Here is a 12,672-nt window from a genome sequence, read left to right on the forward strand (position 1 = left end):
CCGCATGGCTGACCGTCTCCTCGGCGTTGTCGAGGCCGCCGAGCGCCTTGGTGTCGGAGAGCGCTTCATCCGGCGCCTCGTCTCCGAGCGGCGCATCCGCTACGTCAAGGTCGGCAAGCACGTCCGCATCGCCGACAGCGTTCTGGCCGCCTATATCGAGGAGCGGACGGTCGAGCCGGTCCGCACCCGGCGCTCCCGCTACGGGCGTGCGGCGTAGTGGGGCGTCCGCGCCAGAAGGCGCCGCGCCGCAGCTTCGGCGCGATACGCAAGCTGCCCTCCGGCCGCTACCAGGCCCGCTACCCCGGCACGGACGGGATCCTGCGCCCAGCGCCGGAGACGTACGAGACGAAGAAGGACGCCGAGGTTTTCCTCTCGCAGATGCAGGCCGACCAGTCGCGGGGCGACTGGCTCGACCCGACAGCTGGCGAGGTGCTGTTCGCCGACTACGCCAAGCGCTGGATCGACGAACGCGGCGTCGCGCCGACGACGGACGAGCTGTACCGCCGTCTGCTGCGGCTCCACCTCGCCCCGACGTTCGGGCAGCAATACGTCAACGTCATCAGCCCCGCCAAGGTCCGCACCTGGCGGGCCGAGCGCCTCCAGGCCACGGGCAAGACGCAGGTGGCCAAGGCGTACCGGCTGCTGAAGGCCGTCATGGAGACCGCCGTCGACGACGACATGATCCGCCGCAACCCCTGCCGCATCCGCGGCGCGGGCAAAGAGGAAGCCGACGAACGCCCTGTCGCCTCCGTCGAGCAGGTCTTCGCGGTCGCCGAGGCGATCGGCATCCGCTGGCGGCTGATGGTCCTGCTCGGCGCGTTCGCCTCCATGCGGCCGGAGGAACTGGCCGAGCTGCGTCGCAAAGACATCGCCCCGGACGGCAGTGCCCTCTATGTACGCAGGGCAGCGCCCGAGCTGAACGTCGGCCGCCGGGTGATCGGCGACCCCAAGTCCCGCGCGGGGAAACGGGAGATCGCGCTGCCCGGCTTCATGCACCTGGATGTGCGCCGTCACCTCGAATGGTTCGCCGAGGCCGGCCCCGAGGGGTTGGTCTTCGTCGGCGAGCGTGGGGCCCGGCTGCGCGGCACGACCTTCGGCCGCAAGTGGCGCAAGGCCCGCGACCAGGTCGGCCTGCACGAGGGCTTCCGTTTCTACGACCTGCGGCACACCGGCAACACCATCGCCGCCGATACCGGCGCGAAGATGAAGGACCTCATGGTCCGCGCTGGCCACTCATCGGAGCGCGCCCAGCTCATCTACCAGCACTCCACGCGCAAGCACCAGCGCAAACTCGCCGGAGCCATCGACGTCGACGTCCGTCGCCAGCGCGCGGAAGCAGAGGCCGAGGTCGCCGAGCAGGAGGAAGCGGGAGGGGCGACGATCCACCCGTTCGTCCCCCGCTCCCGAGACGAGGCGACGACCGACAATTTCACGAGGGAGGCGGAGGAAGCGTGACGACCTTGTTCACCGTGCAGGGCGGCTACTGGCTTGGCACAACCGCTGCTGTCCCGCGCGGGGTGCGCCATCATGGAGACATGAGCGGGCAGCCCTGGGGATTCGCGTCAGCACGGCGATACGCCGTCGCCGAGACGCTCGACGAGCTGAACGGCGTGACGCGCGGCACCGTCTGCCTGCCCAAGCGACTCGACTGGGGCCCGCCCCGCCCCTTCGACCTCACCGACGATGCCGACGTGGCCGTGATGTACGAGACAGTACTGCGCGAGAGCCAGGACCCGGAGGATCTCCGGATGTATCTCGACGCCAGCACGCTGCACAGGCTGTGGACAGTGCTGGTCTTGCCTGCCGCACTGCGGACGCTGTGGGAGAACCGGTTCCCCGAGCTGCGAGCGGCGGCCGCCGCTTAGTGGAAGACGAACTGCACCAGCGCCTGATCCGCATCGGTCTGGAGGCGGCCCGCGAGCACGGCTTCGCGCTCGGGGGCGGCCAGGCTGTCCGCGCCCACCGTGTGGTGGAGCGGCTCTCCGATGACGTCGATCTCTTCACCACCTGGGACCGGCGAGCCGAACTCGCCCCGGCGGTGGAGCTTGTCGCCCAGGCCTACAGGTCCGCCGGCCTGGCGGTCGCCGTCAGGCAGCTGGGCGAGACGCGCATACAGCTCCTGGTCACCGACCCGACGACCAACCCCGAGGCCGACCTCGAACGGGCCACCCTCGTCGAGCTGCTGGTGGACCCCCGGCTGCACCCACCGGTCGAGATGGCCATCGGCCCCGTCCTGCATCGCGACGACGTGGCAGCCAACAAGGTGACGGCTCTCTTCGACCGAGCGGAGGCCCGCGACTTCATCGACGTCGTCGCACTCCTGCATAGCGGCCACTACACCCGTGCCCATCTCCTCAGCCTGGGCGCCCAGAAAGACCACGGCTTCGACCCGCAGATCTTCGCCGGGATGCTCTCCCGCATCGCCCGCTTCAAGGACGAGGACTTCCTCCGCTACGGGATCACCCGCGCTCAGTTGGCCGAGGTACGCGCCGAGACCGCGGACTAGCTCCAGGAGCTCACCCAGTCGCCTCCGTCTGCGAAGCCCGTGCCCCGGACGCCCCCACCAACTCCCATGCCATACCGGCCGGATGGTTCACCTGCCGCTCCGCCGGGCAGGCGCCGCTAGAAGACGGGGTGGCCGCCGACACGACACGTCGGCGGCCACCCTTTTTTGTCCTTCGCAGGTGCAGACACCGGCACTACCCGCGCGCCTGTGATCCAGGTCACTGAAAATGCGTCTCAAGATTCGAGACGGCTCGGCGCTGGGTCCCCGAAATGGGGCTTGCGCACCCTGATTCGTCGCGGTAATCGGCGCCTTATGGCACGCGAATGGCACGCGGCCCTGAATTGGTCCAGACAACAAACAAGGCCCTAGTCACCGACCAGGGCCTTTGTTATGGAGCGAGTGACGGGAATCGAACCCGCGCTCTGAGCTTGGGAAGCTCATGTTCTACCATTAAACTACACTCGCGCAACGATCCCCCCGAAGGGGATTCGCATCGTTGCTCACCCTACCCCATGCCGGCCCCCCGGCGTATCCGCCCGGGGGCCGTTCGCGTTCCACGTGGCGTGAAGCGGGGGTGGAGGTGGCGGGATTCGGGTGCCGGGGGCCGGAGTTGGGGCGTACGGTGCAGGGGGTCCACGGGTGGGGCGCGTCGTCGGGGCGCCGTCTGGAGTGCCGTCCCGTTCATCCCTTAATGTGGTGGTTTCTCCGTCCATGCTTGTTCTTGGGGAAGGGACTTGAGCCACTTGATGGACTCGCTGGAGCGCACCGTCGTCCGCTGTGCCGAGGGGCACGTCTTCACCGCCGATTCGTTCCCGATGCAGCAGCTCGGGGCCGAGCGGATCGGGCCCGGCCGGCTGCTCCGGTGCCCCCGCTGCGCCCGCCTGCGGCACGCCGTCCCGGTGGCGGACGAGCAGCAGTAGCCGGTACGCGGTGGCACGCGCGGGTCTGTCCGATTACGGCAGCCCCGCGCACCCTGCGTATCCTCGGGACGTGCTTCTCTCAGACAAGGACATCCGGGCCGAGATCGACGCGGGTCGCGTCCGCATCGATCCGTACGACGAATCCATGGTCCAGCCATCCAGCATCGATGTGCGGCTCGACCGCTACTTCCGGGTGTTCGAGAATCACCGGTACCCGCACATCGACCCCGCCGTCGAGCAGGCGGACCTCACCCGGCTCGTCGAGCCGGACGGCGACGAGCCCTTCATCCTGCATCCGGGTGAATTCGTGCTCGCCTCGACCTACGAGGTCATCTCCCTCCCCGACGACCTCGCCTCCCGCCTGGAGGGCAAGAGCTCGCTCGGGCGGCTCGGCCTGGTCACGCACTCCACGGCCGGCTTCATCGACCCGGGCTTCTCGGGCCACGTGACGCTGGAGCTCTCCAACCTCGCGACCCTCCCGATCAAGCTCTGGCCGGGCATGAAGATCGGGCAGCTGTGCCTCTTCCGGCTGACCTCCTCCGCCGAGTCGCCGTACGGCTCGGAGCGGTACGGGTCCCGGTACCAGGGCCAGCGCGGACCGACCGCCTCGCGGTCGTACCTCAATTTCCATCGGACCCAGGTGTGAGCGGCAGCGAGAACATGAGCGACGTACGAGAGAACCTCACCTACGAGAAGTTCGGGGGCGCCATCCGCGACCTCGCGCAGACCATCGCGGACGACGGCTACGAGCCCGACATCGTCGTCTCCATCGCCCGGGGCGGCGTCTTCGTCGCCGGCGGCCTGGCGTACGCCCTGGACTGCAAGAACATCCACCTGGTGAACGTGGAGTTCTACACGGGCGTGGGCACCACCCTCGAAATGCCCGTCATGCTCGCGCCCGTCCCCAACGCGATCGACTTCTCCGGCAAGAAGGTCCTGATCACGGACGACGTCGCCGACACCGGCAAGACCCTCAAGCTCGTCCACGACTTCTGCGTCGACCACGTCGCCGAGGTCCGCAGCGCCGTGATCTACGAGAAGTCGCACTCCCTGGTGAAGTGCGAGTACGTGTGGAAGCGCACCGACGAGTGGATCAACTTCCCGTGGAGCGTCGAGCCGCCCGTCGTACGCCGTGAGGGGCAGGTTCTGGACGCGTAGTCCGGAGAAGTGCGTACGCGAAGGGGCCCGGGGTTCATGCGAACCCCGGGCCCCTTCGCGTATCCGCGACCGCTAGATCGTGCCCAGCTTGATCAGGCTCAGCAGCGCCACCAGCTGGATCGCGCTCGCGCCAAGGGCCCGGGGCCAGGGTAGGTCGTGGGACTTGCTCACCATCGACGTGAACAGCGCGCCCGCCGCCAGCCAGGTCGCCCAGCCGACCACCTGCACCAGGCCGTTGTCGCCGCCCAGGAACAGGGCGAGCAGCAGCCGGGGCGCGTCCGTGAGGGACATGATCAGCATGGAGAGGCCGACGGTCGGCTGCCAGGAGCCGTCGCCGCCGAGCTGGCGGGCCATCGTGTGGGTGACCGCGCCGAGGATCATGCCGCCGAGGACGAAGACCACGCCGGTGGTGAGGACCACCGGGACGGCCTTCGACAGCGTCGTGTTGATGACGTCCGCGCGGGCCTTGTCGAAGCCGAAGATCGCCAGCAGGCCGTAGAGGAACGTGATGGTGAGCGCCGGGCCCCACACGGGGTAGTCGCGCATCTGCCAGAACGTCGGCCCCGGCCGCATCACGATGCCGTTGAGCAGTTCCTTCCAGCGCAGCCGGGGGCCGGACGGCGGCGCCGTGGCGGCACCGGCGCGATAGGTCGCCCCCGCGCCGTACGGGTCCTCGCCGATGCTGAAGGCCTGGGTGTGGCCCGGGTTGTTGGCGTACGGGTCCTGGGCGGGCGCGTATCCCTGCGGCATCCCCTGCCCGTACGGCTGCCGGCCCTGGTCGTATCCGCCCTGGCCCTGGCCGTACGGGTCGCCGAAGTACTCCGGCTCGCCCTGCTGCGGGTACGGCTGCTGCTGCCCGTACCCGTACTGCTGCTGTGCGCGCTGCTGCTGGGGGTCGGGCCACTGCTGTTGCCGGCCGTGTCCCTGTCCCTGCTGCGGTTGCCGTCGCGGGTTCCGGTCGTCCCGGCCGCGCCCCATCCTGAATCCTGCCACGCCTTCGAACGTACCTGTTCTGACGGGTCGCCAAGCCGGGGGGCCGGGAACCGGCCGTCTTTGCGGCTGAGCTGTGACATCCCCTAGGGGGACCCGGAGGGGGGCGCACGGGAGGCCCCCGCGCGCCTCAGCCCCAGCCCGCCGTCGTGAACCCGACCAGCGGTTTCTCCCGTACACCGGCGCCCGCGCCCGCGTACACCGCCACCAGGTCGCGCGTCTCGCCCCGATGGACGCGTACCGCCACATCGGGCACCTTGTCGCCGGTGAAGTCCGCGACCTGGAGGACGTCCGTCACGGGGGCCGGGCCGCCGCCCGGGAGGGCGGTGGCGGGCAGCTTCGGCGTCCGGGCGTACGTGTAGGTGCCGCCCGGCCGCACCGGGCCCCGCGGGCCGCCGAGCAGCAGCCGGGCCCGCGCGCCCGGCGCGCTCACCACCAGGTCGTCGTACCCGTCCCCGTTCGCGTCCGCCCTCGGCTCCGGCGCGGCCAGGACGGGCCCGCCCCCGGGCAGCGAGGCGCCCGCCGCGCGCGGGGCGCCGGTGCGGGCGAAGGGGCCGCGCAGGAAGCTGACGCGCCCGCCGGTCGCGGTGACGGCGAGGTCCGTGGAGCCGTCGCCGTCGAAGTCGCCGCAGACGGGGTGGTCGGGCCAGTCGTTGCCGTACCGGGCCCGCTCGGGGATGCCGAGGACGACCGCGCGGCCGGTGAGGCCGCCGGGGCCGCCGAAGAGGACCTGGAGGGGCACGGGCGGGCGGCCGATGCCGTCGTACGGCGGGTCGGTCGTGACGATCAGATCGCCGAACCCGTCCCCGTCCAGGTCGCACGCCGCCTCGGCGTCGAAGGTGGCGGGCGGCTCGCCGCCGACCGGGGCCGCGTCGCGGCGGGTGGTGAGGACCTGGCGGGCGGCCGGGTCGAGGGCGCGGCCGGAGCCGGTGCCGTAGACGACCGCGATGCCCGCGTCGTCGCCGTGGCTGTCGCCCTTGGCCAGGTCGTTGACGACGAGGTCGCGGTGGCCGTCGCCGTTGAAGTCGTACGGGATGTGGCTGCCCCGGCCGTGCGGTACGGGCCGGGGCGCGCCCCCGGCTGCGGCGGCCGCGGCCGTGGTGGCGCCGCCGGGCGCGGGGTGGTGGGCGGACGCGGAGTCGCACCCCGCCGCGCCCCACAGGGCGGCGGCGACCAGCGCGGCCACTCCTGCCACGGCTTTATGGATACGCACCGGCCTCATCACGGGCCACAGAATGCCGCATCGCGGGCCAAGGGTTAAGCGCTGGGTAGCCGGGCCGGTGCGGTGAGTGTCATTTTGGTTGAAATTAGCGGTATTTACATTTCCGCAGGACAAGTACCAGTTGCCCGTTACATTGCCTACGCATTACCCAGACATCCCCCTCGTAACTTTCTTGGTGTCGCCGCCACAAAGGGCCACAGACACGACGAACACGACACCGAGATCGCCGAGTTACGAGGAAGAGCCACCGATATGCGCGCCACCCGTCGCACCATTCGTACCGCCGCCATCGCCACCGGAGCCATCGCCGCCCTCGCCCTTCCGGCCGGCGCGGCCTTCGCTGCGGATTCCACTCCGGGCCCGGCCGACCAGGGCCAGAACCAGGGTCAGGACGAGCAGACGCCCAAGGACGAGCAGAAGCCGCAGGTTCTGCCCGGCACGGACGACGAGAAGAAGGACGAGTCCAAGAAGGGCGAGTCCAAGGAAGAGAAGAAGGACGACACGAAGAAGGACGAGACCGCCGACAAGGTCCGCTCCTTCGTGAAGTCCGTGAAGCTCGCCGACGGCTCCGTCGCCAAGGTCTACAAGCTCGGCCAGAACCACTACGAGGCCGAGATCTGGGCGAACGGCGGCAAGCTCGACACCCTCGTGGCCAACGGCTCCAAGGCGGTCGGCGAGAACAACGGTCTGCACGTGGTCCTCAACCCGGACGGCACGGTCACCTCGTGGGTCGACGGTGGTAAGAAGGACGACGGCAAGAAGCCGGAGAAGAAGCAGGAGAAGAAGGCCGACTCCAAGGTCATCTCCTCCGTCAGGATCACGATGCCCGACGGGCGCATCGCCAAGCTGATCAAGACCACCGACGGGCCGCGCGTCGAGATCTCCATGCCGAACGGCAACTTCCTCGGCTCGATCGATCTGAAGAACCCGTCGACCCTGAACGACGGCTGGACGTACAAGATCGTCAACGCGGGCAAGGGCTTCTACAAGTTCGTCGTCATCGACGGCAAGCACGGCGGCAACAGCTGGGTGTACGACTTCCACGGCAAGCTGATCGAGAAGTACGTGGTGGATGGCAAGGGCCAGGGTCAGAAGAAGACCGTTGCGCCTGCGACCGGTGTCGTGCCCAAGGGCGGCGTCAAGGCCGGTGCCGAGGGTGTTTCCGGTGGCTCCGGGAACCAGGCGCCGCTCATCGCCGCGGGTGGGGGAATGGCTGCGGCTGGTGCGGCCGGTCTTGGGTTCGCCCTGTACCACCGGCGTGGTCAGCAGCGCTGACGCGCCCATGGAAAACGGCTGTGGCCGGTGCTGCCTCGGGGGCAGGACCGGCCACAGCCGTGTTTGTGCTTTGTCTGCGGGCCGCCAGTGGCTGGTCGCGCCCACGCGGCGGAGCCGCAAATGTCACAGCCCCGCGCCCCTTAGGGGGCGACCGGCTCCGCCTCTGACTCCGCGTCCGCGTCCACCGGCTTCTTCACCGAGTCAAGGAGCAGCTGTGCCACGTCCACGACCTGGACCGACTCCTTCGCCTGGCCGTCGTTCTTCTTGCCGTTGACCGAGTCGGTCAGCATGACCAGGCAGAACGGGCAGGCCGTGGAGACGATGTCCGGGTTGAGGGAGAGGGCCTCGTCGACGCGCTCGTTGTTGATGCGCTTGCCGATCCGCTCCTCCATCCACATCCGCGCGCCACCGGCGCCACAGCAGAAGCCGCGCTCCTTGTGGCGGTGCATCTCCTGCTGGCGCAGGCCCGGGACGGCCGACATGATCTCGCGCGGGGGCGTGTAGACCTTGTTGTGGCGGCCCAGGTAGCACGGGTCGTGGTAGGTGATCAGGCCCTCCACCGGCGTCACCGGGATCAGCTTGCCCTCGTCGATGAGGTGCTGGAGCAGCTGGGTGTGGTGGATGACCTCGTACTCGCCGCCGAGCTGCGGGTACTCGTTGGCGATCGTGTTGAAGCAGTGCGGGCAGGTCGCGACGATCTTCTTCGACGACTTCGGCTTCTTCGTCTCGGGGTCTTCGTCGTCCTCGCCGAACGCCATGTTCAGCATGGCGACGTTCTCCTGGCCGAGCTGCTGGAACAGCGGCTCGTTGCCCAGGCGGCGCGGCGAGTCGCCGGTGCACTTCTCGTCGCCGCCCATGATGGCGAACTTGACGCCCGCCATGTGCAGGAGCTCCGCGAAGGCCTTGGTGGTCTTCTTGGCGCGGTCCTCCAGGGCGCCGGCGCAGCCGACCCAGTACAGGTAGTCGACCTCGGACAGGTCCTCGACGTCCTTGCCCACGATCGGGACCTCGAAGTCGACCTCCTTGGTCCACTCGACGCGCTGCTTCTTGGCGAGCCCCCAGGGGTTGCCCTTCTTCTCCAGGTTCTTGAGCATCGTGCCCGCCTCGGACGGGAACGCGGACTCGATCATCACCTGGTAGCGGCGCATGTCGACGATGTGGTCGATGTGCTCGATGTCGACCGGGCACTGCTCGACACAGGCGCCGCAGGTGGTGCAGGACCACAGGACGTCCGGGTCGATGACGCCGTTCTCCTCGAAGGTGCCGATCAGCGGGCGCTCGGCCTCGGCGATGGCCGACGCGGGAACGTCCTTCAGCTGCTCGGGCGTCGCCTTCTCGTTGCCCTCCATGTCCTTGCCGCCGCCCGCCAGCAGGTACGGAGCCTTGGCGTGCGCGTGGTCGCGCAGCGACATGATCAGGAGCTTCGGCGAGAGCGGCTTGCCCGTGTTCCAGGCCGGGCACTGCGACTGGCAGCGGCCGCACTCGGTGCAGGTGGAGAAGTCGAGGATGCCCTTCCAGGAGAAGTGCTCGATCTGGGAGACGCCGTAGACGTCGTCGTCGCCCGGCTCCTCGAAGTCGATCGGCTTGCCGCCGGAGGTCATCGGCTGGAGCGCGCCGAGGGCGACGTCGCCGTCCGCCTCGCGCTTGAACCAGATGTTGGGGAAGCCGAGGAAGCGGTGCCAGGCCACGCCCATGTCGGTCTTGAGGGAGACCGTGATCATCCAGATGAACGACGCCGCGATCTTGAGGCCCGCGACGGCGTAGGTGATGTTCTGGATCGCCGTCAGGCTCAGGCCCTTGAGGGCCAGGATCAGCGGGTACGAGGCGAAGAACCCGGGCTCGTAGCTGTCGACGTGGTGCTGGACGCCCTCCAGGGCGCGCAGCGTCATGATGCAGACGCCGACGATCAGGATGATCGTCTCGACGAAGTACGCCTGGCCGGTGTTGGAGCCCGCGAACCGGGACTTGCGGCCCGGCTTGTCGGCCTTGCTCAGCTGGCGGACGGTGATCAACGTGAGGATGCCGAGCGTCGTCATCAGGCCGAGGAACTCGACGAAGATCTCGTACGGCAGCCAGTCGCCGATGATCGGGATCAGCCAGTCGGCCTGGAAGAGCTGGCCGATGGCGTTGACGATCGTCAGCAGCAGCGAGAAGAAGCCCACCGCCACGAACCAGTGCGCGACGCCGACGATGCCCCAGCGGTTCATCCGGGTGTGGCCGAGGAACTCCTTGACCACGGTCACGGTGCGCTGCACGGGTTCGTCGGTCCGGGTGCCCGCGGGCACCGGCTGGCCGAGCCGCACGAACCGGTAGATCTGCCAGACGGCACGGCCGAACAGCGCTACGCCGACCGCGATTAGGACCAGCGACACAACGATCGCGGCGAGTTGCATGTGGGGGCTCCTCGGGCCTGCCAGGGATTACTAAGCAGTAACTTATCGAGCTCGTCTGAGCGTACCCATTTATGCGGCGGCGCTGTAGCCGCGCACGCGGTGATCTGTGTCGCTCAGGCGGCCCTCAGTGAGCGGGGTCGATGACGGATCGCCGACCAGGGTCGGGGACCAGTGTCGGACAGGGTTCGGCACTTTTGAAATGTCCATCGTGTTATTCAGCCCATACACGGACATAACAATCTAACTTGGTTCGCATGATGTCCGGGCTCACGGCTGCCGTCGCCGCCCTGCTCTGCACCGCGCTGCTGGCCCCGGTGCTCCGCGCGGCCGCCCTGCGGGCCGGGGCCCGGGGCCGGGCCGCCCGCGCCGCCCGCACCCCGAACCTCGGCGGGATCGCGGTCGCGGTGGGCACGCTCGGCGCGGTCGGGGCCGGTCCCGTGCTCGGGCTCGCCGCGCTCGGGAACGGGGTGGGGCCACTGATCGGCGCCGCCGGGGCCGTGGCGCTGCTCGGCCTCGCCGGGGACCTGCGCCCGCTCGGGGCCCGGGTCAGGATCGGGGTGCAGACCGCCGCCGCCACCGTGGTGGTCGCCGTGGCGTCGGGGCTCTCGCCGGGCCCGGGGGCCCTCGCCGTGCTGTGGATCGTGCTGGTCACCAACGCCTTCAGCCTCCTCGACGCCTCCGACGGGGCGATGGGGACGGTGGCGGGGGTGACCGCGCTGGGGCTCGCCGTCTGCGCCATCGCCGACGCGCTGCCGGGGCTCGCCCTGCTGCTCAGCGTCCTGGCCGCCTCGCTCACCGGGTTCCTGCTGCACAACTGGCACCCCGCGCGGATCGTGCTCGGCCACTGCGGCTCGCTCTTCACCGGGTTCCTGCTCGCGTCGGCCGCCGTGCTCGTCCACACCGAGGCCGACCCGGCCCGGGCCGCCGCCTCCCTGTTCGCCCTGACCGCCGTCGTCCTGGCCGACGCGGTCCTGGTCCTGGTGTCGCGGCGGCGCGCCGGGCGGGCGCTGGCCGACGGCGCGGCCGACCACATCGCGCACCGGCTGCGCCGCAGCGGCCTGACCGTGCAGGGCACGGCGGTCGTCCTCGGGCTCGCCGCGCTCGCCGGGACGGTCACCGCGCTGCTCGTCCACGACGGCCGCCTCGCCCCGCCCGCCGTGCTGCCGCTCGCGCTGGGCGCGGCGGTCGCGGTGGCGGTGCTGCTGAAGGTGCCGGTCTACGGCGACGAGGCCCTGCGTACCGAACCTGCCCCCGACGCCGCCCGCGAAGGAGCACCGGCGTGAGCAACGACCTCCTGGACCGCGCGCGCACCACCCTGCGCCGCCTCGGCACACCCCGGCCCCCGGCCGTCGACGACGGGCCGTGCCTGGTCCGGCTGCTGCGGCGGTACGAGATCGACCTCGTCCTCGACGTCGGCGCGCACTCCGGCGCGTACGGCACGATGCTGCGGCGCTGCGGCTACGAGGGCCGGATCGTCTCCTTCGAGCCGCTCCGCGAACCTCGCGCCGAGCTGCGGCTGCGGGCCGCCGAGGACCCGTACTGGTCGGTCCTGCCGTACGCGCTCGCCGACCGCACCGGCCCGCTGATGTTGAACATCGCGGGCGACGCGGGCCTGAGCAGCTCGGCGCTGCCGATGCTGCCCCGGCACCGCGCGGCCGCGCCGCACGCCGCGTACACCGGTACGCGCAGCGTCGAGGCGCACCGGCTCGACGGCCTGTGGGAAGGCGTCACCGCCCCCGGCGAGCGGGTCTTCGTGCGGCTCGCGGTGCAGGGGTACGAGCGGGAGGTGCTGCGGGGGGTGGGCTCTTTTGCGGACGAGATCGTCGGGATCCAGGCCGGCGCCGCGCTGGTTCCGCTGTACGAGGGCGGGGCGGGCTTCGACGACACGCTCGCTCTCGCGCGGGGGGAGCTGGGGCTGACCCTGATGTCGGTTCGTCCCGGGCTCGCGGACCCGCGGGACGGCCGCCTGCTCCAGTGCGAGCTGGTACTGCTGCGGGAGGACACCCCGGACCCGTCTGAACAGGTTCCCGCGCAGGCGGCGCCCTCCGCTTGACGCGGTTCGTCTGCGGACCGTGGGTGGCTGGTCGCGCAGTTCCCCGCGCCCCTGAAAACCACCGTTTGTCTGCGGACCGTGCTGGGTTGCTCGCGCAGTTCCCCGCGCCCCTAAAAGCCTGTGGCTGAGCTGAGTTCTCCGGCTGCGGCCGACTA

Annotated in this window: 13 protein-coding genes and 1 tRNA gene; 10 read left to right on the forward strand and 4 right to left on the reverse strand. The window is 70.1% G+C overall.

Going from position 1 to position 12,672, the window contains the following annotated elements; translation table 11 throughout:
- Window positions 1–4: 4 nt before the first annotated feature.
- From QIY60_RS13950 to QIY60_RS13965, 4 genes are read left to right on the forward strand one after another with little or no spacing between them, the layout of a single operon-like run.
- Window positions 5–217 (forward strand): helix-turn-helix domain-containing protein, encoded by a 213-nt coding sequence (locus tag QIY60_RS13950; protein ID WP_283142716.1) that lies wholly within the window; start codon window positions 5–7, stop codon window positions 215–217.
- A complete protein-coding gene (locus tag QIY60_RS13955; protein ID WP_283142717.1) occupies window positions 217–1,455 on the forward strand; it encodes a site-specific integrase in 1,239 nt (412 codons plus the stop codon). The genes QIY60_RS13950 and QIY60_RS13955 overlap by 1 nt, the downstream gene beginning before the upstream one ends.
- On the forward strand, window positions 1,452–1,865 hold the full coding sequence (locus QIY60_RS13960) for a hypothetical protein (RefSeq protein WP_283142718.1): 414 nt from the start codon (window positions 1,452–1,454) through the stop codon (window positions 1,863–1,865). Before QIY60_RS13955 ends, QIY60_RS13960 begins: the two co-directional genes overlap by 4 nt.
- Window positions 1,865–2,506 (forward strand): nucleotidyl transferase AbiEii/AbiGii toxin family protein, encoded by a 642-nt coding sequence (locus QIY60_RS13965; protein ID WP_283142719.1) that lies wholly within the window; start codon window positions 1,865–1,867, stop codon window positions 2,504–2,506. The genes QIY60_RS13960 and QIY60_RS13965 overlap by 1 nt, the downstream gene beginning before the upstream one ends.
- Window positions 2,507–2,897: 391 nt before the next feature.
- Here the strand turns inward: QIY60_RS13965 and QIY60_RS13970 are convergent.
- Window positions 2,898–2,971, reverse strand: a tRNA-Gly gene (locus QIY60_RS13970).
- A gap of 269 nt (window positions 2,972–3,240) precedes the next feature.
- On the opposite strand from QIY60_RS13970, the gene QIY60_RS13975 reads away from it, so the two are divergent.
- From QIY60_RS13975 to QIY60_RS13985, 3 genes are all read left to right on the forward strand, one after another.
- Window positions 3,241–3,426, forward strand: coding sequence for a hypothetical protein (locus QIY60_RS13975; RefSeq protein WP_283146149.1), 186 nt, complete (start codon window positions 3,241–3,243; stop codon window positions 3,424–3,426).
- A 70-nt stretch (window positions 3,427–3,496) separates the two neighbouring features.
- The gene (gene dcd, locus QIY60_RS13980; protein ID WP_101389042.1) at window positions 3,497–4,072 is read left to right on the forward strand and encodes a dCTP deaminase; all 576 of its coding nucleotides are present in this window, start codon (window positions 3,497–3,499) and stop codon (window positions 4,070–4,072) included.
- Between the two features lie 14 nt (window positions 4,073–4,086).
- On the forward strand, window positions 4,087–4,584 hold the full coding sequence (locus QIY60_RS13985; RefSeq protein ID WP_101392481.1) for a phosphoribosyltransferase: 498 nt from the start codon (window positions 4,087–4,089) through the stop codon (window positions 4,582–4,584).
- Between the two features lie 72 nt (window positions 4,585–4,656).
- On the opposite strand, the gene QIY60_RS13990 is transcribed toward QIY60_RS13985, so the two are convergent.
- Window positions 4,657–5,577: a Yip1 family protein gene (locus tag QIY60_RS13990; protein ID WP_283142720.1), complete on the reverse strand. Its 921-nt coding sequence runs from the start codon at window positions 5,575–5,577 to the stop codon at window positions 4,657–4,659.
- A gap of 127 nt (window positions 5,578–5,704) precedes the next feature.
- A complete protein-coding gene (locus QIY60_RS13995) occupies window positions 5,705–6,769 on the reverse strand; it encodes a VCBS repeat-containing protein (RefSeq protein ID WP_283142721.1) in 1,065 nt (354 codons plus the stop codon).
- A gap of 279 nt (window positions 6,770–7,048) precedes the next feature.
- Here QIY60_RS13995 and QIY60_RS14000 point away from each other — a divergent pair, with 279 nt between their 5' ends.
- A complete protein-coding gene (locus QIY60_RS14000; protein WP_283142722.1) occupies window positions 7,049–8,071 on the forward strand; it encodes a hypothetical protein in 1,023 nt (340 codons plus the stop codon).
- A 140-nt stretch (window positions 8,072–8,211) separates the two neighbouring features.
- On the opposite strand, the gene QIY60_RS14005 is transcribed toward QIY60_RS14000, so the two are convergent.
- A complete protein-coding gene (locus QIY60_RS14005) occupies window positions 8,212–10,464 on the reverse strand; it encodes a (Fe-S)-binding protein (RefSeq protein ID WP_283142723.1) in 2,253 nt (750 codons plus the stop codon).
- A gap of 254 nt (window positions 10,465–10,718) precedes the next feature.
- On the opposite strand from QIY60_RS14005, the gene QIY60_RS14010 reads away from it, so the two are divergent.
- A complete protein-coding gene (locus QIY60_RS14010; protein ID WP_283142724.1) occupies window positions 10,719–11,747 on the forward strand; it encodes an MraY family glycosyltransferase in 1,029 nt (342 codons plus the stop codon).
- On the forward strand, window positions 11,744–12,517 hold the full coding sequence (locus QIY60_RS14015; protein WP_283142725.1) for an FkbM family methyltransferase: 774 nt from the start codon (window positions 11,744–11,746) through the stop codon (window positions 12,515–12,517). The genes QIY60_RS14010 and QIY60_RS14015 overlap by 4 nt, the downstream gene beginning before the upstream one ends.
- Window positions 12,518–12,672: the final 155 nt, after the last annotated feature.

The organism is Streptomyces sp. BPTC-684 (assembly GCF_030028635.1).
GTDB lineage: Bacteria > Actinomycetota > Actinomycetes > Streptomycetales > Streptomycetaceae > Streptomyces > Streptomyces noboritoensis.

Coding starts and splice junctions, on each gene's coding strand:
- QIY60_RS14010 (WP_283142724.1), top strand. CDS start 10,719: ATGATGTCCGGGCTCACGGCTGCCGTCGCCGCCCTGCTCTGCACCGCG.
- QIY60_RS14005 (WP_283142723.1), bottom strand. CDS start 10,464: ATGCAACTCGCCGCGATCGTTGTGTCGCTGGTCCTAATCGCGGTCGGC.
- QIY60_RS13985 (WP_101392481.1), top strand. CDS start 4,087: ATGAGCGACGTACGAGAGAACCTCACCTACGAGAAGTTCGGGGGCGCC.
- QIY60_RS13950 (WP_283142716.1), top strand. CDS start 5: ATGGCTGACCGTCTCCTCGGCGTTGTCGAGGCCGCCGAGCGCCTTGGT.
- QIY60_RS14000 (WP_283142722.1), top strand. CDS start 7,049: ATGCGCGCCACCCGTCGCACCATTCGTACCGCCGCCATCGCCACCGGA.